The organism is Marinobacter sp. ELB17 (genome assembly GCF_000169375.1).
Lineage (GTDB): Bacteria > Pseudomonadota > Gammaproteobacteria > Pseudomonadales > Oleiphilaceae > Marinobacter.
Window position 1 is genome coordinate 234,642 of sequence record NZ_AAXY01000005.1, and the last position, 19,484, is coordinate 254,125.

General features: G+C 54.1%; 13 protein-coding genes. 1 reads left to right on the forward strand and 12 read right to left on the reverse strand.

The features are described 5' to 3' along the window. Positions 1-63: 63 nt before the first annotated feature. Positions 64-960 (forward strand): DUF1853 family protein, encoded by an 897-nt coding sequence (locus MELB17_RS09010; protein WP_007349887.1) that lies wholly within the window; start codon positions 64-66, stop codon positions 958-960. Between the two features lie 39 nt (positions 961-999). Here MELB17_RS09010 and MELB17_RS09015 read toward each other — a convergent pair whose 3' ends face one another. From MELB17_RS09015 to MELB17_RS09075, 12 genes are all read right to left on the reverse strand, one after another. Then, entirely contained in the window at positions 1,000-2,169 is a 1,170-nt protein-coding gene (locus MELB17_RS09015) for a DUF3524 domain-containing protein (protein WP_007349888.1), read from the reverse strand. Between the two features lie 14 nt (positions 2,170-2,183). Further along, the gene (locus MELB17_RS09020) at positions 2,184-3,914 is read right to left on the reverse strand and encodes a sugar phosphorylase (RefSeq protein WP_007349889.1); all 1,731 of its coding nucleotides are present in this window, start codon (positions 3,912-3,914) and stop codon (positions 2,184-2,186) included. After that, entirely contained in the window at positions 3,911-5,134 is a 1,224-nt protein-coding gene (locus tag MELB17_RS09025) for a hypothetical protein (protein WP_007349890.1), read from the reverse strand. The genes MELB17_RS09020 and MELB17_RS09025 overlap by 4 nt, the downstream gene beginning before the upstream one ends. A 20-nt stretch (positions 5,135-5,154) precedes the next feature. Next, positions 5,155-5,970, reverse strand: a complete 816-nt coding sequence (locus tag MELB17_RS09030; RefSeq protein WP_007349891.1) for an HAD-IIB family hydrolase — start codon at positions 5,968-5,970, stop codon at positions 5,155-5,157. A 363-nt stretch (positions 5,971-6,333) separates the two neighbouring features. After that, the gene (locus tag MELB17_RS23710; protein ID WP_083796369.1) at positions 6,334-6,513 is read right to left on the reverse strand and encodes a hypothetical protein; all 180 of its coding nucleotides are present in this window, start codon (positions 6,511-6,513) and stop codon (positions 6,334-6,336) included. Next, positions 6,510-7,154: a hypothetical protein gene (locus MELB17_RS09040; protein WP_007349894.1), complete on the reverse strand. Its 645-nt coding sequence runs from the start codon at positions 7,152-7,154 to the stop codon at positions 6,510-6,512. The genes MELB17_RS23710 and MELB17_RS09040 overlap by 4 nt, the downstream gene beginning before the upstream one ends. Positions 7,155-7,270: 116 nt before the next feature. Beyond that, positions 7,271-10,351, reverse strand: a complete 3,081-nt coding sequence (locus MELB17_RS25525) for a hypothetical protein (protein WP_227498846.1) — start codon at positions 10,349-10,351, stop codon at positions 7,271-7,273. Positions 10,352-10,510: 159 nt separating this feature from the next. Beyond that, positions 10,511-11,509: a hypothetical protein gene (locus MELB17_RS09050; RefSeq protein ID WP_007349896.1), complete on the reverse strand. Its 999-nt coding sequence runs from the start codon at positions 11,507-11,509 to the stop codon at positions 10,511-10,513. Positions 11,510-11,873: 364 nt separating this feature from the next. Next, entirely contained in the window at positions 11,874-12,872 is a 999-nt protein-coding gene (locus MELB17_RS23210) for a hypothetical protein (RefSeq protein ID WP_007349898.1), read from the reverse strand. 6 nt (positions 12,873-12,878) lie between these two features. Continuing rightward, positions 12,879-16,577: a hypothetical protein gene (locus MELB17_RS09065; protein WP_007349899.1), complete on the reverse strand. Its 3,699-nt coding sequence runs from the start codon at positions 16,575-16,577 to the stop codon at positions 12,879-12,881. Continuing rightward, positions 16,574-17,179, reverse strand: a complete 606-nt coding sequence (locus MELB17_RS09070; protein WP_036184117.1) for a DUF4123 domain-containing protein — start codon at positions 17,177-17,179, stop codon at positions 16,574-16,576. The genes MELB17_RS09065 and MELB17_RS09070 overlap by 4 nt, the downstream gene beginning before the upstream one ends. Further along, positions 17,176-19,290 carry a type VI secretion system Vgr family protein gene (locus tag MELB17_RS09075; protein ID WP_036184236.1) on the reverse strand — a complete coding sequence of 705 codons (2,115 nt, stop codon included), beginning with the start codon at positions 19,288-19,290 and terminating at the stop codon, positions 17,176-17,178. The genes MELB17_RS09070 and MELB17_RS09075 overlap by 4 nt, the downstream gene beginning before the upstream one ends. Positions 19,291-19,484: the final 194 nt, after the last annotated feature.

Genomic DNA, 19,484 nt, shown 5'->3' on the forward strand with positions numbered 1-19,484 from the left:
TCGGCGGCCGCCCCCAGAACACTCGCACCTTTATTAACGAACAGTTTACGGTATTCTGGGCGAATGGATGTAAACCTCGTCTCTCCTTTAATCAACACTTACCGAACGCCGGCCATCAGACATCTCGCATGGCTGTGCCAAACCCCGCAGCTGATGCGCTCGCCAATCACCTTTGCACCGGCACAGTATCTGCCCTCGGGCTATACCGATATTCTTAAAGCCTGGGATCAGGAAACAGAAACTGCACCACCCATGCTGTTTGAACCACCACAGCGCAGATTAGGCTTCTATTTCGAGCGGCTGTATCAGGTTTTGCTGGAAGACTTGCTCGGCTGGCCCATTCTGCTAAAAAACCAGCAGATCCAATCACGCGGGCGCACCCTTGGCGAACTGGATTTCGTGGTGGACAACCGGACAAACAACCGCATTGAACACCACGAGATCGCTATCAAGTTCTATCTCGGCGTTTCAGAACTCACCGGCTCAACACTCTGGTACGGCCCCAACGCTCATGACCGGCTGGACATGAAAACAACCAGCCTGCTGGAACAACAGAGCCGCCGCACACTGCTACCGGAAACTCTTGCCCTGCTCGCAGAATCCCATATAACAGGCCCGCTGACTCCGCGAATATTTATGCCGGGGTATCTTTTCTATCCAGACGACCAACTCGTGGTAACCCCGGATTATGTTCCGGCGGACCATTTGCGCGGGCGCTGGATGTACGCCCATGACGCAAAAGCCCTGAACACGTCACATTGGGTTGTACTCAACAAACCTCACTGGATTGGCAACTGGTTTCAAAGCGAACAGCCGGATATCGGACATGTTCTGGAAGCACTGGAACGTGTGGAAAGCAAAGTAGTTCCGCAGCTGTTCGCCATAATGCGGCCAGATCACGAAACGGGAAACTGGCTGGAAGCAGACCGGGTGTTTGTTGTCCCGGAAACCTGGCCGTGAATGGCGGCACTCTCTGGCGAGAACTCGATATTCACTGCTTCAAAAGAGTGCTTCTGACAGTAACGCCTTATATATCGGCTTCAATGCGCCGAGGCTGAAACGTTGTACATCTGGCACTGTTAATCGGTCACCATGGCCATCCACAGCCTGCTTTTCAATCAACGCCGCTGCATGAGCCGCCTCGGCCGGAATATCGTCGCCACAGTCCGGATACAAGTATGCCGGTGCAAACAACTCGGGGTAAACTTCCCTTGCCGGCACAATGGGCACACAGCCAGCGGCCACCGCCTCAAGCACCGCCAGTCCCTGAAACTCATGTAACGCGGTTGAAAGAATTACGTCCGCACTCCCCAGCCATTCGTAGTACTCGCTTCGGCTCGATGCATACCCAAACTGCACGAGTCGATGAGCAAACTGCTGTTGGATAGTCGTCATGGCTTCGGGGACTTTGCGGAAACTTTCACCAAGGACACAGACCTGAAAAGTCACCGCTCTGCGCTCAAGTTCCTGCAGAATCGCGAGCAGCTGGTCAGGACCCTTGTCGTATTCCCAGCGCGCCGCCCACACAATTCTTAGGGGTAATGCACCAGGCCCGGGCTCAAGGCCATTGCGCCATAAACGCTCGCCCGCCTCAGGACTCTGGCGCTCCGCTTCAATGAGGAACACATGGTCATCAATGGGGACCGGCAGAACCCGGGATTTCGCGGAAATGAGTTCGAGGGTTCCCTCCGGGATACCATCGGGCAATCGCCGGAAGAGTTGCTCAACACCCTCAAGAAAGCTACGCCGGTTCCAATCGCTGTTGAACAGCACGGCATCGGCAGCAATAGCGCTGTATAGGTTCACCATTTGAGGATCAATGCTATTGTGTTGCCCATCGGATGCCGGATAGGCAAACTGGTTTTCATGCATATAGAGCAACGCTGGCGTATGGGCCAGGTTCGGATGAAAACCCCGGACTGACGCCAGGTCGACCATGGACGTCACTAACAGCAGGTCCCAACGCTCCTTCAACAGCGGCTCGCTCAGCCAGGTCAGCGCGTTACCTCGAATCCGCCAGCGGAAAAATCTCGGCGACAGGGCAAGCACATGCCATTCGAACGCCGGCTGGCTGAGCACCAACTGCTCGCGCCAGCGACGATGGCTGCCCGCGTCATAGGCCGAAAGCAGGAGTATTCTGGGTTGTCGAAGGGCAAGCGTTTTGAGCATGAAGGCATTCTGCCCTACTTGCAATTAGACAACCAGACACTCTGATAGGGCTTCAGTGTGATACTGCCCGACAGGTTCTCTATGGCCATACCCGAGATCAAGTCACACCAATGATCTGTGCCAATCAGGTTGATATCACTAAGCGCCACCTGCTGTATCTCGTCACTGATATTGTGAATGCAGAAAATAGACTGATCCCGCCGCATACTTTGGCGCCAGAAGCCGAACAGCTGTAGCCCAAGGTGCAAGGTAAACTGGGTCGCATTGGGATGAAACGCCGCTTGCCCGCGGCGAATCGCAATCAAGCGTTTCAGTTCGTGACAGACTTTGCTGTGGTGGCTCAGCGGGTTATCCAGCTCCCGTTCCAGATCGCCAAGCTGCCACTGGCTGCGATTGATGGAACGCAAACGGCTGGTATGTTCAACCCGCTCGGTATCGTTTTCCGTCGCCAGCAAACTGTGTATGTAAAAAGCGGGTATGCCCTCCAAAGCGAGCATCACCGTGTGCGCACAAATAAATCTCTGTAGCTGCCAATGGTCCGCACCGTTCCCGGCGGTACCCTTTAACGCATCGTACAGGGCAATGTTCACTTCGTAGGGCTGGTCCCGGCCGTCGGGCGTGCGCCGGTAGGACACATTCCCGCCGAACGAGTTCATGGTATTGATAAGCCGTTGCCTTTCCTCCTCGGTTAGCAAGCCGTCTGTGGGGCGCATGCCAATCCCGTCGTGGGACGCAATGAAGTTGAGGTAGGTGGTGCCCATCTGCGCCGGTGGCATGCTCATCAGCCAGGTTTTCAGATGTTTGCAGTCACCTGTTACCAGCGTATTGATCAGTAGCGGCGGTAACGAAAAATTATAGATTGCATGAGCTTCGTTGGCGTTGCCGAAATAGGTGAGATTCTCGCGATTGGGAACATTGGTTTCCGTAATCACCATCGCATCCGGGCTATGGTGCTCCATCAGCAAACGCAAAATCTTGATCAGTTCGTGGGTCTGTTGCAGGTGAATGCAGGGCGTACCGGGCTCTTTCCACAGGAAAGCGACGGCGTCCAGCCGAAAGATAACAACGCCGCGTTCAAGGTAATAACAGATAATGGCCGCAAACTCGATCAGAACCTGCGGGTTGGCAAAGTTAAGGTCGACTTGATCCTCGCTAAAAGTGCACCACACATAACGCTCACCATCGTCCGTCTGAACCGGCGTGAGTACCGGTGATGTGCGCGGCCTGACCACGGCGCTCAAATCGTCGCTGGGGTTTCCCTCAAAGAAATAGTCCTTACCAGGGTCTATTCGCTTACGGAAATTTTCAAACCAACGACTGCGGGCTGACATATGGTTGACCACCAGGTCTGCCATCAGTTTGAAGTCCTGTGCGATGGCCTCAACGTCCTCCCACCCACCGTGGGACTCGTTGACCACAAGGTAATCCATTACCGAGAAACCGTCATCGGAACTGTAAGGAAAGAAGGGCAGGATGTGGACGGCGGAAATGCTGTCAGAAAAGTGTCGATTCAGGAACTGGTGCAATGTCGCTAACGGTTTTCCCTCTCCCTGCTGCACGGTATCCGCATAGGTAATAAGCACCACATCCGATTCACTCCAGTGGCTCTGGTGCGCCGGCGGCGGAGGCTGATCCGGGCGCAACCCCATCGTTGTCAGTAGCTGCCCAGCAAGAAAGTCACAATCCAGCGCCGGATAAACAGCCTCAAGCATGCTAACCAGCTTGGATTTTAACACCTGGCTCATGGCCGATATTCCTCATTGTCCAGATCCACGGCCTCGAGCAGCTGCTCCTTGATATCGGGAATGGCACTGGCGACCCGGTTCCAGCTTGGAATAAAGGGCGTATCCATAGGATTGTCTAAAAAGTAGGCGCCCGCGCGCATAACATTCTGAGCAAACAGCTCAACAGCCTTCTCTTCCTTGTGACGGTCAAACGTCAGGCCGTTGATAACGGCGTCGCTCTGGTAGGTCTCCACAAAATCCAGCGCAATGCGGAAATAGCTTGCTTTGATGGTGCGGAATTTCTCACTGGAAAAAATCTCGCCGTTGGTGGCTAATTTTCGAAACAGCGCCTTGGCGATATCCAGGCTCATTTTGGACAAGCCAGCACTGGCGTCTTCCGGCGAGAGTTCCTGATGCTTATGATCGTACACATCAGCAATATCCACCTGACACAACCGGTTGGTGGCGTAATTCCGCTTCATTTCCGATAGCACCCCAATCTCCAGCCCCCAGTCGCTTGGAATCCGAAGGTCGTTGATCACATCGGTACGGAATGAAAACTCCCCGGCCAGTGGGTAACGGTAACTGTCCAGATAATCCAGAAATTCGTTCGGGCCACACACTTTCTTCAGCGCACGGATCAGCGGGGTCACCAGCAGACGGCTGACTCGCCCGTTCATCTTCCCGTCCGCGACCCGTGCGTAATAGCCTTTGCAGAACATATAGTTAAAGCCAGGATTCGCCACGGGGTAAATCAGACGCGCCACCAAATCCCGCGAATAGGTGAGGATGTCACAATCGTGCAGCGCAACCGACTTGCTCACGCCGGAGGCCAACACATAGCCGAAGCAGTACCAGACATTGCGGCCCTTACCCATTTCCGTCGGCGCCAAACCCTGTTCACAAAGCTTCAGATCAATACCACGAAGGCGCGGGCCATCGTTCCACAGCACTTTGAAATTCTGTGGCAAATCAGAAAAGTACTCGAGAGCGTGGCGGTACTGCTTTTCATTGGCCCGGTCCAGGCCGATAACGATCTGGTCCAGATACGGCACTTTGGTGAGTTCGTGCACAATGTTTTTCAACGCCGGTCCTTCCAGTTCGGAATAGAGCGACGGCAACACCAGCGCCATAGGCCGGGACTTGCGAAAGGTCATCAGCTCGGCTTCCAGATCCTCTACCGGCCGGCGAACAAGATTATGCAGCGTGGTGATAATGCCGTTCTGATAAAAGTCACCCATGGCAGACCTCCTTTGCAGTGCTAGTATCCGTACTCAAACAGAAGATTGAGTACGCACTCGTTCCAACCCTCAGGGCCGGGCTTGAGGGAGCGCATCGCATGCTTTTCGGAAGGCAACTGCACCTCGTCGCTATTTACCCCGCGAATGACGACCGGGATGTCTGCGGCCTCCAGCATTTGCTGATCGTTGGGGCTGTCGCCCAAGGCAATGGCCGTTATTGGCTGGTCACCATACTGCTTCTGGTATTGCTCTCTGTATTTGTCCAGCAAAAAACGGGCCCCATCGGCCTTATCAAAAATGCCCATGGCATGATAGAACCGACCGCCTTTTACCAGGCGCAGGTTTTCAGCACGCAAGGCTGCGTCAAAACGTAACCGTTCGTCCTCGCTGCCTTCCCACAGCAGCGGTTCGGTTCCTTCGCGCTCCCTGGCCCGTGCGGCTGAAGCAGGGTCCAGCCCCGTCAATTGCGCCAGCTCTTCATCAGACATATCCACAAAACTACGAAAACGTGCGCCACCGGCCCTTTGCCCGGCCAGCACCTTTAAAACCTCTGCTCTGGATGCCCCAAAACGGACGATTTGCTCACTGTGGTTGCCGAAAGTATCCGCTGGGATAACAACGGCTGCACCGTTTTCAACAACGAAAGGGTCGGTGTTTTCCAGTTGCTGACGTAATTCACGGATTTCCGCAGCGGTTTTACTGGAGTTCAGTATCAGTGGGATACCAGCCGCTGCGACCCGCTTCAACGCTGGCAATGCCTCTTGCCAGCAATGGCGGTCATAGTTGAGCAGGGTTCCATCAAGATCAGAAAATATAATCAGGCGCGGCCTGGTCACGGCAGACTCCTTGGGCGTTAAGCCTAAAAGTGAGGGCGACGCCCTCATTCAGTGCGCGCCCGTTAAAAACGGGCCATTTTCGTGTGTGCCGATAAGCCGCTCCCGCTCTACCAGGGAATTCATGGATGATTTAAGTATACTGGCAGGCACGTTTAGGTTCCTGTGGCTGATAAAGCGGTAAACAGACAGTTTTAGTTCTGCAGAATTCATGCCATACGGGCGGTGTATCAGGTAGATGCCGATGTTGAATATCGCCCAAGCTAAAGCAGCCGGGGCAACGATGAAGTCGGTGCATGACAGGAAAGGCAGGAAAGGCAAATCGCGTCCGTTGCCCCAATCACCATGTTCTCCCTGAACATTGGTTTAAGTGTCTTCGCTAATCTGAGCGAAGATTTCAATAATGGGTCTTTGAGGGTTGGCTTGTTGTAGTTCCAGCACCCGCCTGCTTTGGCTTTTCAGTTCATCACTGGGTTTTGCCCACTGCTCTTCAGGCAGTTGTTTCGACCACTCAGACATTGCCCTGGGCAGCGTCTTTTGGCTCACCAGGGTAGATCGTCCGGGCCCTGAAGATCTAACGGATCCTGAATCTCTTTCAGGGTATGAACGTCGTATTCCATGTAAGCGCGAATTGCTTCCCAGTTGCTGATGGCCTGGAACTGGCCGTAAGTCTGAAACTCCAAAGTGTATTTCTCGTTTGTCGCCGGATGATAGAAACCGATGCCGAACCCATACTGGCGCTGTACGCCATATTCGGTGACGCCCTGCGCTTCCGTGACCCAGGCCACCAGTTCTTCCCAAGGAACGAAAATCGGTTCTTTCTGGCCCTCTGGTACGAAACACACTTCGCGGCGTTGGCGGTTGAAGCGGGTGGGGATCACGTTTTTTAATCTGCCATAAGCCAACCAGCGAGGAAGAGATAGCATGAAGAATCCAAAGAGAGCTCCCCAAACAGCGATCCAGAAGGTAATATCAAAAACGCCTCGAAGAGCATGACTCGCATCAGGCCAGCCATCGCCTAGCCAATAAAACATCAGAAACGCTATCAAAGGAATAAAAAAAGCAATAAACAAAAAACAAAAAAAGGGTATGCCTAGATTGGCCTGCCAGCCGAACACCGATGTCACCCCGGTCCCAAAATCCAGATGGTTATCATTCACTTCTCCCACCGCATGGCCATGATCCACTGGTGGCAGTCCTGTAGGCAGAGGTGCGGGTGACAAAAAAGTCAGCCGGCCACTCGGGAAGGGCTCGGCCCGCCCCGCGCGGGGCGTCTGCTCTGACTGAGCACATTTCGGATTCATCAAAAACTATCCATCACTATGAGTGGCTGGCGGAGTTGCCGCCAGTTGATCTCCGCTTTTGGTGCCTCTTGTACGGGAGTCAAGGGGTACCGGCTGTCAGGAGTCGCCTTCAGCATATACACAGAACTTGTGTAAGCCCCATCCGCGTGTAACGTCTCCAGTTTGACCATCAGGGCGAGCTCGCTGGTGAGGGTGCCATACCGGGTTTTCTCATGGGCCGGGGGTTTGAAGGTCAGTTGCAGGTGAACGGTATCGACCGGCTGATCTAGGCTAGCGAGGATTGCACCGCTACAGGGTACCCAGGTTTCCGGATGAAGTGAAAACATACCCCGCTCCCCCGGCTGGATTCGCCATGCGGCGATTGACACCCGATAGGGCGATTTGCCTTCCGAAGGTTCGGTCAGACTGTCCGGAGGTAAGCGGTGGCAGTTCAGCTGCAACTGGGGAGGTTCTTCATCTTTTACAGGCACCTCATCAAGGGTGACACTGTCACCAATCCGGGCAAAGGCTTCTGCATAAGCCTCAAGCGAGCTATCGTGAACACGCTCAGACTCTAGTGACCAAGGCGTTGTTTGTAGCCATCTATCCCGCTCGCTCAGGTTGTGACGGTTGTATAACCAGGTACCGCCCAATTCAAAAACAGTGAACACTAGCCCTGCCAAATTCAGGCGGGCAAACAGACTGGACAAAGTCCGGCCAGCAATGGCCCAAGCTTCAGCCCGAGCGATTCCCTTGCTGGCTTGGCGCACGGCCCGTGCCATACTTAAGGTGCGCCCTAATCCGTACGTATTGGTAATCGCCAAGCCGCCACTACCAATCATTCCCATCACTGCGCCAGCCTGGGCTTCAACATTGCCAGTTCTGACCGCCTCCAACCAGTTGTCCCGATGCTTGTAGGCGCTAATTCCAGCGCTGAACGCACCAAACAGATAAGCCGGGCCACCGAGCCATACATGCAGTCTCCCCATTCGGATATGCACACCAGCAACAGCGCTGCGCTGCCATGCCTCCGCCAGCGCCCGAGCCCTGGCACTGTATGCGGTGTCCATCAACCCTTGAGAAGCAAGAAAGCCAGCCGCAATAGTCGCCAACGCGCTTTCATAAAGACGCTGTTTATCTTCCGGACTTTCTGACTCCGAACCAAGCTCGCTAGCAACATTCCATAAGATTGACAGTTGAGCCACAAACACCAAAACCCCAAGCCCATCCCCCATCAGGTTCACTCGGGAAGCAGAAGCCAACCCCTGCCGGAAATGCCCCACCAATCGCCCCAATTCCTGCTGATCCAATGCCGGCAACACCAACGTCAGGCCGGCACGCCCGGTAGCGGCTGTTTCCAGTTTCAGGCCGGTGTCGATTTCCTCAACCGGACTGATAGTCGCCGCTACATGTTTACCGACTTCACGGTGCTTTTCACGGGCCGTCTTGAATTCAGCCACCAGTCTCTGGGCTTTTTCGGAGCGATGGCTTTGATTTGACTTGGCAACATCGTGGTCTTTCTGAAGCTGTTTCATCTGTTGATCAAGCTGCAGCATCTTTGTGAGATTGTTCCGGAATGTCGCCAACTCGTCTTGCGACGCAATGCGAAATTCCGCCTTGCCCTGATCTATAGCGTCCAGCATGCCACGCTTGAAAAAATATGGCAGGTCCCGGAAAAGATCATCCAGCTCTGGCAAGGTCTGGCTTCCAATCGCCTCGTATAGCTTCCCGATAGCACGTCCTTTGGCCAAGGCAATCGCTGGCGCAAAGGTGTCTCCCACTGCACCTGCTTTTTGTTGGATCAGCTTTGAGTAGTCGGTGAAGTCCGGCAGTTTGCCCTTTTCTGCGGCTCTTATTTTTTGCGCCCAGTTCGCCGCTTTGGTTACGACCTCGTAGCCAGCTTTGCTGACAATAGCGTAGGTTTTCGCCAGCTCACCGTCTGCCGACCGGTCGTTCTTTGGCAGAGTCTGGAACAGTGGGCGGCTGTATTGAGGGTGCGTGTTCAGCCACTCCAACACGCCCTCGTTCGCCTCATCGGAACGGCAGATGTCTTTAAGGCAAGCGTATTCAAGGTCCAGTGCGGCCTCGATCTGCGCCTTATCTGCCGGGTCAAAATACCAGGTTGCCTTCTGATAACGATTATTTGTCAGCAGTTGTACACGGTCAGTGGTTATGGCCGTCAACAAAGACTGCCAGCGGGCCAGTTTCGCTCGCTGGCCTGCCATGAACTGGTCCATGGCCTCGCGGTCAATCAGGTCGTTGATTCCACGATGCCCGAAACCCTCCCCTTCCAGAATCGTCTTCAAATGCTCGCGGTGACTTTTCGTCAAAGCGCCAATTCCGGCAATGTGGGCGTCTACAAAATCCGGCTGCGCCCCTTCCATAGCTTGTCGCAAATACCACTCGTCTACCACTCTCCGCATTTTGGGAACAATGCTGTAAGCGTTAGTCCGGTTGGCTGTAGACCGAATTTCTTCGACTCTCGATTTAACTTCAGCAGGAAGAGATGCGTCGTTGGGGCCGGGTCGGCGCTCGTCTCCTTGTCTTTTTAAGGCTGCCAGTAGCGCCGACTGAGTATCTGAACGATCACTTTCCGACATAGCCTCCAGATCCTGCCGCATGGATGCCATGGCAGGGTGATTTGAATTGGCCATCATGGAGTCCAGACCCTGTGCATTCAGCAGGGTCATTGACTCAATCAGCGTACCAAGAAAATAGTCTCGCTCGTTGTTGCCTTCTTCTGCCCAGTTCTCAATCCATCCCACCACGTCGTCCTGATGCTGAGCCAGATCCAGCATAACGCCTACGTCATCTCGCAGAACCAGACAGAGGCAGTTAGAGGTATCATCTATCCCCTGCTGTTTGATCAACTTGCCAAGCCGGCTTCTGTGGTAATAGGGCTGATTTTCCCAGTGGTAGAATTCGCCTTCCTGCGGGTGAGCACCTTCGGGTGGTTCCGGAGCATTGTCTTCGGCAAATTCGGCAACCCGCGCCTTCGCCTGATCCGGGGTGAGCAGGAATTCGCCGCCACTCAGCGGTGAGGCACTGGCAAGATCGACTCTTTGTAACAGCTCAGCACACTCTTCCGGATCATCCAGCACCTGCGCTTTTTTCCGCGCTGTCCACGCCATCTCAGAAAAAGCGACGTACAGCGTGTGAGAGATCGGGTATTCCAGCTTGCCGCCGTTATGTCCTGTAAGTTCACCGTCTTCATGCAGGTACTCGTGGAGCTCTTCTGAGTCAGCATCTTTAGCTATTGGCTAAGCCAGCATTGCCCCTCGGGGCTCATCCGGCATCGGCAATCCCCGGCCTTGAATGCGGGCGTCGAGAATACAGGGATGATGGAAATTTGTGTTCTGCAGGCGGTTTCGGTGGGTCTGCTCATGGTTCTTTCGCCAGGATTCGGAGGTGATTTTCCGCCATTTGAAAGGATCTCGACGGGTACGTTCGTCCCATTCCCGAGTCACCGGATCTCTTGAGCGGAAAGGCTCGAAGATGGGCACATCGGGTAAGGGGCCGCTCACGTCCATGAACTGCTGAACCATGCTCCAGTAGGCGTAAACGTCGTTTTGATTCATGGCGTCTGTGACCAGGCCCTTCATCCATAACGGGTGCTTGCTGTAGCGGTGCTGGAGGACCAGATTGAAATAGCGGCCGCCACGGCCGGACGGGGTGTGAATCAGGTAAGCGTCGAATTCGATAAACGGGGCTTCGAAGACGGATTTGCGTTCCTTGATTCGGACCACGCCTTCGCGGCGGTAAAGGCCCGTGGGGTTTGCACGTTGGCGTTTGTCAGTGAGGTGAGCCAGTGAGAGTCGGCCGTATTTGCCGCCGAAGTAGCCGATGGCGATTAATATATATATATATGTATAAGAATAAAGCACTGTCACAAATTCATCCGCATTTGCTCCACGGATCAACACTCCTAAAACGTGGGCTGCTAACGGTAAAAGAGATATAAAAAATGCCAATGTGGCACACATGTAAACTATGTACAAAAAGCTTTGAAGCCCGTTCAAAAAGCCCTTGTTAACCGGGAACACCAACTCCCCCCAGGGAAAGCCGTCATGCGTATCGCTCTCGTCTTTAAAAAGCCCAGCATAAGCTAACTGCACCGCCATCGCGTTGGGTACGATCGGATTCTGGCAGCACCCCCATGGCAGTCGCTGGAATACCTTGTCCATATCTAGACGGCCGCCTGGCGGTAATGCCGGAATAGCATCGGAGCGATAGGCGGTATCGTGATAAACATCCTTCATAGCGTATTAACCTGAAACTGTGAGCCATCGGGGGGATACCCCTGAGAAACCCGGCTCTATTGTCGGCTGTGCCAGTGGCTGCTCCATGTCGCTGGCAGGAAGCAAACCACCATTCCCCAGAACAATTTGCACCTTTACTTTAAACTGCTCCAAGGATCGAGAGCGGCCAGCCCAGCGCCATTGAGGCCTGGGTAAATGAAACCGGAGCATCTGTCGTTCAGCGTCGTAGTAAACAAATTCCGGTGCTAACTTTTTCGCTTTGCCACCAGACCCTTTCGTTACCCAAAAATGCGCTTTGAACTGCTCTTCGGGCCTGTCCATCAACGAAAAAGCAGCTCTGCTGACGGCAATTACATGGCCGAGGCTAAGCCAGCATCTCCCCACAGGGTTCATCAGACATCGGCAAACCCCTGCCCTGAATGTGGGCATCAAGAATGCAGGGACGATGGAAATTCGTGTTCTGCAGGCGGTTTCGGTGGGTCTGCCCATGGTTTGTCCGCCAAGAATCCGCACTCAATTTTCGCCATTTGAAAGGATCTCGACGGGTACGTTCGTCCCATTCCCGAGTCACCGGATCTCTTGAGCGGAAAGGCTCGAAGATGGGCACATCGGGTAAGGGGCCGCTCACGTCCATGAACTGCTGAACCATGCTCCAGTAGGCGTAAACGTCGTTTTGATTCATGGCGTCTGTGACCAGGCCCTTCATCCATAACGGGTGCTTGCTGTAGCGGTGCTGGAGGACCAGATTGAAATAGCGGCCGCCACGGCCGGACGGGGTGTGAATCAGGTAAGCGTCGAATTCGATAAACGGGGCTTCGAAGACGGATTTGCGTTCCTTGATTCGGACCACGCCTTCGCGGCGGTAAAGGCCTGTGGGGTTTGCACGTTGGCGTTTGTCAGTGAGGTGAGCCAGTAAGAGGCGGCCGTATTTGCCGCCGAAGTAGCAAAAGACCGGAGTAATAATTACATATTTTATGGCGTCTAGAAAACTAAACATATCTTGGATTGTTGGATGATAGATTAATACCGAAATCACCCCGATCAACAAAGGTATTAGAGATACAAAAAATACTACTGCGCCACACATATAGAGAATATACAAACAGCTCTGCAGTCTGCTCAAAAAGCCCTTGCTAATTGAGAATACAGACTCTCCCCAAGGATGCCCATCATCCGCATCGCTTTCATCCTCAAACAGCCCGGCATACGCCAACTGCACGGTCATCGTGTTGGGCACAAGCGGGTTCTGATAGTGTCCCCACGGCAGTCGCTGGAATGCCTTGTCCATATCCGGATGACCGCCCGGCGGCAAATCTGGAATGGCATCGGAGCGGTAGGCAGTCTCGTGATATACATCCGTCATAGCGTATTAACCTGAAATCGTTAGCCAGCGGGGGGATGCCCCTGAGAAGCCCGGCTCAAATGCCGGTTCTGCCAGAGGATTCTCGATGTCACTAGCCGGGAGCAAGCCACCGTTGCCCATGGTAATCTGTACTTTGCCTTTGAGCTTTTCGGCGAACCGAGAGCGTCCCGCCCGGCGCCATTGGGGTTTGGGCAGGTGAAACCGGACCATTTGACGCTCAGCGTCGTAGTGAATGAATTCTGGTGTTATCGGTTTCGCTTTTCCGCCAAACCCTATCTCCACCCAGAAATGCGCCTTGAATTGTTCTTCCGGCTTGTCCATCAATGTAAAAGCGGCAGTACTGACGGCAATCACATGGCCTTCCATTCGTTTGTTGTCAAATAGCCAATCCTTTTCCTCATCAGACAGCAAGCTTCGCTCATTGAACCAGGCCAGGCTGCCACCGGTTCCATTCAGCGGAAAGAACGCACTAACCAAAAATTGGAACGCGTGGTCCGGATTGTTGTGCAGGTGTTGGAACTGACTGGCGGGTTCGCCCTTGCCAAAAGGGCCGTGCTTAAGCCAGGTTTCTAGGGCATCGTCGGTATTGAATATTGCCCAGGCTAAGGCAGACAGTGCAACGATGAGTGCGACAGTGGCCAGGGCGGCCGAAAGGGTGATGCCTAGGACAGGAATAACCCCTGGACCTGCCCAATGGGAAAACATGAACACGCCAAAGCCCGCCGCAGCGGTAAAATACCCTGCGGCGGCGTCTGTGTCGTTGGCTTGCAAGCGATCTATTCCCTCCCAAATCGATAGAAACACTTCCAAAGCGGCCCCTGCGAAACCCGCAAACTTGGCGTACGACATCATCCGGTCGGAAAACAAGCGCTTGGCCAGAGACTTCCCACGTTTGCTGGCTATGTTGTCTACGTCCAAGCGGTCTTTGACAAGCCAGGAAAGGCGGGCACTGCCCGCCGCATGTTCGGCTTCGACGATATGGCCCAGCCAATACATGAGATTCGTAACTCCATAAACAAGCAGCACTCCATCCTTAGCAAGGGCACCATACTGTCTTGTGCTGATCTTCGTAATAAAGCTATTTCCTGCCAATGCAACATTAAACCCAAACACCCCCAACATCCCCGGCGGCGCCCAGCGCATCAGCGCACTACCACCCCGGCTCGTAAAGCCTCGCGACATCTTCGCAGCGACGCTGTCCTTATGAGCCAGGAACAATTCCGCTTGAAACGAATTCACCGGGGTTAGCCCCTGAAGGCCCGCCACGGAAGCTGCATTGGCAAGCATTCGTCCATTTGCGTTTCGGATAACGGCATAATTGCCACCCATGTCCGGGCCTATCCGGTTAATTACGCCGCCTTTTGGCCTTAATACGGCCGACCCGTTGGGTTTGAGCAGCGCCTGATTGAGTTTATCGTTCGACAGAGCCCCTATTCCGGCGCCCTGATCACCAAACCGAATGCCAAGCGGTACCATTTCCGGATTCGGGTTCAACATGGCTGAATTCGCGTGCCCCAGAACGAGGCTCCCGAAAAAGGGATTGCCCAGTTTCATGTACCGCAGGGGAACCTGAAGGGTCTCTTTTACCTGATAAATCGGGCCGTCACCGATTTTTCTGAGTATGGCCCTCTGTGTTTTCAGGTAAAACTCACTGGCGACATCTGCCATGAGCTGCCCCATGGTGGTGTAAGAATGAATAGCCCACTGAAGCAATTCGGGGTCTGCCATCTTCTGGATGCTTTCCAGAACCTTTTCTTTTTCCCGTTCGCTTAACTCGTAATGTTCCCGTATGGATTCCGGCAACTGATCAGCCCTCGGCCGCTGTACCTGCAGCCACTGCATGAGCCCGGGCCGGGGCCGACCGGAGCCATCGTTAGGTTCAGGTACACCTTTGTGGTCAGCTTCTGGCTCAGAGTCCACTGCAAGAAAGACAGACAAACCGGCCTGCCCTTTGGCCAGTTTTTCGATATATCGGGCACCGGCGAAATCGCGGTAGGCCTCTGTGTCTCTGGCAACTTTGCCCGCCAATGAATCAAAATGGAATACCGACGTTTCGAGGTGAGACAATAATGGGTTCAGTGTTTGCAGCGCGATTGGATAACTCAGGCCATTGAGTGCAAACAAATCGTTGAATACCGGAACAGCCTGGTTTTCCAGTAAGTCGATTCGCTGTTGAATCAGTTCATAGCAAGTTGTGCGGCAAACCTCGCGATCTTCCTTGCGCAATGCTGCGTCTAGCTTGCTGACATCCACGAGGTTCCGGTGAGCTGTAAAGGGGCCACGCTTGTGGCCTTTATAATCGAACACCGCTGAGTGCACCAGCATGGCACTTTTGAAATGTGGGTGCTTTTGAGTGGACTGCGCTAAGGAAGAAACATAAGTCAGGTGCAGACTGGCCTGATGGGTCAGCCACTCAAGCTCAAAAAGCACATCCGGCAAAAGAACACCGGGAATATGGCGTTCCCGGACGCGAGTCAATTGGTCTTCCTCAGCCGGGGCGCTCTTTAGGCGACGGCTGACTTCATCCAGCAAATCCCTGCGCGCGGCTTCGGATGTGTCGGAGGTTTCCTGCTCCCCGGATTTTGCCTTGCCGGCGCCGGACAGGGCTCGCCAATCCTCGCCGATCACATCATCGACCCATCGGTTCATACTGCTGGCGAATTCAACGGTTTCTGTCGCCTTGCACGTAAAGCCTTCCATACGCTCCAGCTCAAGCCGGATTTTGTGCAGTACGGTGTTGTTCTCATGCAGGCCGGAGCCATCTACACTTTGAGTTATCAGCGACGGATTGCTTGCCTCTTTTTCCCGGCCCGGGTCTCTGCGACGGCAGGAGGACGCTTCTTTCAAAGAGACCCAGTCATGGCCGGCCTGTTTATCAGGGCCAAATCTGCTGCCGAACTCATAGCTGTCGAGCGTTTTGAGGTTCTTGCAGCGAGCCTCACGGCGGGCGTCTATATCATGTGCTCCGCGCTTGCCATAAGCGGGGATCCCCGTTTGCTGTCGGTAAGCCGCAGGAAGGTTAATGATGTCGAGGCCAGATTCCAGCGATTCAATGTACTCCCAACTCCACTGCTGCTCAGACCAGGCGAGCTCTACCTCACCAATCGTCCACTGCGCCCTGCCGGCTTTATGAAAGCGCGCTGGCAGCCAGAGCGTATCCAATGAAACGCTTGAAGGATGGCGCAGCTCTACTACCGACGGCCCCTCCGCTTTTACGCGTTCCCGGCAATCCGCCAGATCAATATCCCGCATTTTGCCGTGTTCATCTGTTTGAAGTTCGCGCCAAAGAACGCCCTTCCAAAAAACGTAAAGGTAGCCAGAGCGCAGCAAAGCCTGCCCTTTTTCGCCATCCAGTCCGGGCATTTGAGCCAGGGGATACACGGGAAACAATAGATTTGACTGAGTGCGGGCAGAAAGGCGGGTTGGATTCGGTGCGTCCAGCAGCGGTAACTTTAGATAGCCACCTTGCTCTTTTTCAATCGTGAGGGTCAGTGTGTGATCGAAGCATTCAGAAGCATCAACTGCGTAATCGCACTCATAACGCTGATGCCAATGCTGCTGCGCCATTGAAAGGTTAGCGACCGGCTCACCGTTTTTTTCCAGAACCAGGCCGTAGCCAGGATGAACGTCAGTTCCTGCCACCTCGACAAACAACTTCCCGGGGTTTTTGCAGGGCGAACCCGCTGATATACATGGTTCGGTCATTGTTGACCCTCCTTCCAATTCCGTTTGGACACGAGCCCGTCATGAATGGCTTGCTGATTTTTTGCGCTTAGCTGCAACCACCCGTCGCTCAGTGCGTAATCTTCCACTGTTTTCTCTGGCTTCTCAGCCCGACACACGTTGTGCCCACAAAACCAGAGCCACTGACAAACTGAACCATGAAATCTGGCCTGTTGTGTACCATCAAGACTGAGGTAAAGCGCACTCATAATCCAGGAGTCGTGGAAGCGGAAAATCGAATCAGGTCCACCCTCAACTCGAACGGACACCATCGTTCGCAAGTGGCTCGCGACCGTTTCAATACTTTTCTCTGAACCAAGAAACGATCCGGAAAGGTCAGGGAACTCCTTCTGCCAATGTTGCAACCACTCCTGGGATTGGTCCAGTTTTAGCAGTACCGGGCTTACCTGTGTAAGTGACTCATAAGAGGCAAACTGATAGATCGCAACCCACTCCGGGGTCGCGATGTGTTTATAAACCAGGCCAAGCGTGTTGTAGGCAGGGTGGGCCCCTTCAAGCAGGGCATACCATTGAAGATCGTTGTCAAAAAGCTCAACGTTCGACACATCCACTGTGCTCATCATACGGTTTCCCTGCAAGGGCAATGGTCCAGCGAGCAACTGCCATCGGGCTGTTCCATGCATTTGTCTACCAGAGCCAGATTTTCCACGGCTGCAAGTTCCAGCAACTCTATGGTCTCATCAGCCTTTCCGATAGGGCGAACTTGTGCGTCCGCCAACTGCGCCGGCGGCACAGCCCCATCGTTCGCGCTTATCATCTGCGGCATTCCCGGCACCACAACACCCTGCCCGGAACCACTTCCAGGGCTTCCCCCGGAGTTAATCTTGATCCCCGGCCCGCTCAGCGTCACCCCGCTGGGGTCAAGTTTCAGAAAGCTGCCGCCGGCGGCCAGTGTGATTTCGACACCGGCGTCAATAACCACTTTGGAGCCGGCCTTGTGGTGTACTTCGGTGCCGGCTTCGCTGAGCGTGGCACTGCCGGACTTTTGGTGGAAAGTTCCTCCAATGTTCTTACTGCAATCACCTCCAACGAACAGGCGCTTTTCGCCGCCAACGGTGATGTGGTCGTTGCTTTTTACGTGGCTGAATTGGTCATTCTCAACGGTCAGGTGGCTGTCGTTGTTGATGACTTCGGTGCGGTTGTTTTCTGTCAGTAGATTCAGATCTTTTTGGGCGTGGATATAAACCTGTTCTTCTTCTGTTTCATCTTCAAAGCGCAGTTCGTTGCTGCCTTCGCCCTTGTGGGTTCGGGTTTTCAGAGTGGTGCGGGTTTTGTGTTTCGGCAGCGCGTAAGGCGGCGTGTTGGTTGCGTGGTAAGTGCGCCCGGTGATAATGGGCTGATCCGGGTCGCCGTCCAGAAAGGAAACAATGACTTCGTTTCCGATTCTCGGTATCGCCATAAAACCGTACTGGCCACCTGCCCAGCCCTGGCTGACTCGAAGCCAGGCGCTGCTGTGTTCGTTATTTTCTGAATAGCGATCCCAAGGAAAGCGCACCTTTACCCGGCCGAATTCATCGCAGTGAATTTCTTCACCTTCTGGGCCTGTGACGATAGCAATCTGCGGGCCGTCCATGCGCAGGGGTTTTGCTGGTAAAGGTCGCCAGATTTTGTCAGCAGGAACGGCGCTGAATGCATTGTGATAAGTGGTCGGTTCGGAACCGGCTTCTTCTTCCAGCGCCTGGGGCTGTTTGCCAGTGTGAGTGACGGCGATAAGCAACCAGTCCCGGTTTAAATCAGGGCTGTTATGCTCGGTTAACGCTACTTTGGCGCCGCAGGTAAAGTCTGCGCGGTTACTCTCGCCGTCGGCGGTGCTGGCGTCGTTTCTGAGGGCATCCAGTCGCGCTTCGGTAAACGGCTGGCCGCTGGCGTCGGCTTTGAATCGGCCCGGGTAGTCGAAATGCTGATAGTCCTGGCGCTGGCTCGGACTGGCTGCGTTTTGCTGGTGAATTTGCGCGTAGGCAGGATTCTTGAAGGTGTAATCTTTCATAGCCACGGAGGCGACGCGAACGCGCTCCTCAAAACGGAAGCGGAACACGGCAGGCTGCTTGGTGCTTCCCCCCGCTTTGCTATTGTATTGTGCGGCTTCGAGCCCCGGCGCATCACCATGATGATCGGCAATGATCAGACCCGGCTGTTCATTTCCGTCTACGCTGCCGTGCTGGTAGCGATAATGCCAACCTTCCTCTGCGCCCATTCGTTCGATAAATGCCAGATCGCTTTCCCGATGCTGTACGCAGTATTCCCGCTTCTGTGGGGTGCGTTTAAGATCAAACATCGAATTCACAAGGCCCCGCTCTTCCAAAAGCGTGCGTACGATCGTATCTGTGGTCTGAGCTTGGAATATGCGACTATTGTGCATCAGCCCTAAGCGCCACAAAGGCGGCTGAATGATCAATTCGTAGCGGGTGCGGCGGTGGCCGCTGCCTCCCCGGGCAAACTCGTTAACCACACCGGTGAAGCGGCGAAGGGGTGAACCGTCTCGCCAGACCACCAAATCTACCGATTGTTCCAGAATATCGGAGGCATCAACGGTTGCGTCGAAACTGGCCAGCTCAAGGCGACCGTGAAACAGTTCACAAAGCCGCTCGGTCAGCGTGAAGCCGACAACAGAAAAAAGATCAGAAGGAAGTTCGCCAACACGGGCGGTAAACTGCAGTCCGTTTGCCTGGGGCATATCTTCGATCCCTGAAGATTGGTGTTTTTTATGCTCATCCTGAGCGGGTGAAAGATTATAACCTTCAGATTCGGGAATGTAACCCTGCTGAATCACAGCATTTGATGAATGGTTTAAGCGCACGAGCAGACACGTTAAGATTTGTGCGGTTGATGAATCGGTTAATAAGCAATTCAGCAGAGTTTGTGCCATAC

Bases quoted from the DNA above. Each gene is read 5' to 3' on its own strand.
- MELB17_RS09010 (WP_007349887.1), top strand. From the start codon at position 64: ATGGATGTAAACCTCGTCTCTCCTTTAATCAACACTTACCGAACGCCG.
- MELB17_RS09015 (WP_007349888.1), bottom strand. From the start codon at position 2,169: ATGCTCAAAACGCTTGCCCTTCGACAACCCAGAATACTCCTGCTTTCG.
- MELB17_RS09020 (WP_007349889.1), bottom strand. From the start codon at position 3,914: ATGAGCCAGGTGTTAAAATCCAAGCTGGTTAGCATGCTTGAGGCTGTT.
- MELB17_RS09025 (WP_007349890.1), bottom strand. From the start codon at position 5,134: ATGGGTGACTTTTATCAGAACGGCATTATCACCACGCTGCATAATCTT.
- MELB17_RS09050 (WP_007349896.1), bottom strand. From the start codon at position 11,509: ATGAAGGATGTTTATCACGATACCGCCTATCGCTCCGATGCTATTCCG.
- MELB17_RS23210 (WP_007349898.1), bottom strand. From the start codon at position 12,872: ATGACGGATGTATATCACGAGACTGCCTACCGCTCCGATGCCATTCCA.
- MELB17_RS09065 (WP_007349899.1), bottom strand. From the start codon at position 16,577: ATGACCGAACCATGTATATCAGCGGGTTCGCCCTGCAAAAACCCCGGG.
- MELB17_RS09070 (WP_036184117.1), bottom strand. From the start codon at position 17,179: ATGATGAGCACAGTGGATGTGTCGAACGTTGAGCTTTTTGACAACGAT.
- MELB17_RS09075 (WP_036184236.1), bottom strand. From the start codon at position 19,290: ATGCCCCAGGCAAACGGACTGCAGTTTACCGCCCGTGTTGGCGAACTT.